Origin of the sequence: Jatrophihabitans lederbergiae, assembly GCF_031845305.1 — a bacterium.
Lineage (GTDB): Bacteria > Actinomycetota > Actinomycetes > Mycobacteriales > Jatrophihabitantaceae > Jatrophihabitans_A > Jatrophihabitans_A lederbergiae.
In genome coordinates this window covers 1-904 of record NZ_JAVREH010000193.1, presented here as the reverse complement: position 1 = coordinate 904, position 904 = coordinate 1, and the positions used below count along the sequence as shown (strand labels likewise).

Sequence of the window (904 nt, the reverse complement as noted above, 5' to 3'; positions counted from 1 at the left end):
TAATACCGTTCAGTTAGTGGGTTGTGATCTGGTAGATGGGTGGGTGTTGGGGTCGGGGCCAGGTGGCGTGGTGGGCGCGTTTGACGTGCCATTTGGGCATCTTTCTTTTGATGACGCGGGGTTGGGCGCGCAGGCGGCGGGCTGGGTTGAGCCGGGCGAGCAGGCGGTGGAGGAATAGCAGCCAGGCGGGGCTGTCGCGGCCTCGGTGGTCAGGGGGAAAAAGCGTCGCCCGGGTGGGCGACGGATTGTCGGGTGATGCGTAGTGCGGCGGTGAAGCTGACGCGGTCGGGATCGTTGCCGGAGTGGGTGGCGGCTTGGGCCATGAGGGACCGGATCGCGAAGTGGCAGCACAGGTGTCCCCAGATTTCCTGCAGGACCAGGTCCGGTGACTTGGAGCGCAGCACGGTGCGGGGCCCGCGCTGGTGGGTTTTGAGCTCGTCGAAGGCGAGTTCTATTTCCCACCGTTGGGCATAGGCCGCGGCCAGATCGGTCGCGGTGACCTCGTGTGGGTCGAGCAGGGTGGTGAACAGCCGGTAGCTGGTCGGGTTGTGTCGGGCGTCATCGACGGTGTAGTCCACCACGCGCACCAGCATCGGCTCGGCGCGCCGTGCCGCCGCGGAGTGGGTCTGGTGCAGGTGGGCCAACCACGAACCGTCGGGCAGGGCGTGCAGGTGGGTGGGTTTGGGCCCGGCCTTGTCGGTGCGGACCCGCCACAGGAGATCCGCGCCGGTACCGATTGCCTTGCGCCACAAGGCGTATGAGAAGAATCCGCGATCAGCCAACAGCAGCATGCCCGCCGTGAGGTGTTCCAGCAGCGGGCCGGTCAACGTGGTCTCGGACTGGGAGTACCTGCCGACCTCGGCGGCGAAGATCGCATGGGTGCCGCACTCTGCCAGCGCCAGGA

Annotated in this window: 1 protein-coding gene; it reads right to left on the bottom strand. The window is 66.9% G+C overall.

Going from position 1 to position 904, the window contains the following annotated elements:
* Positions 1-209: 209 nt before the first annotated feature.
* On the bottom strand, positions 210-904 hold a 695-nt coding region (locus RM423_RS24930; protein WP_311425730.1), incomplete at its 5' end, for an IS4 family transposase.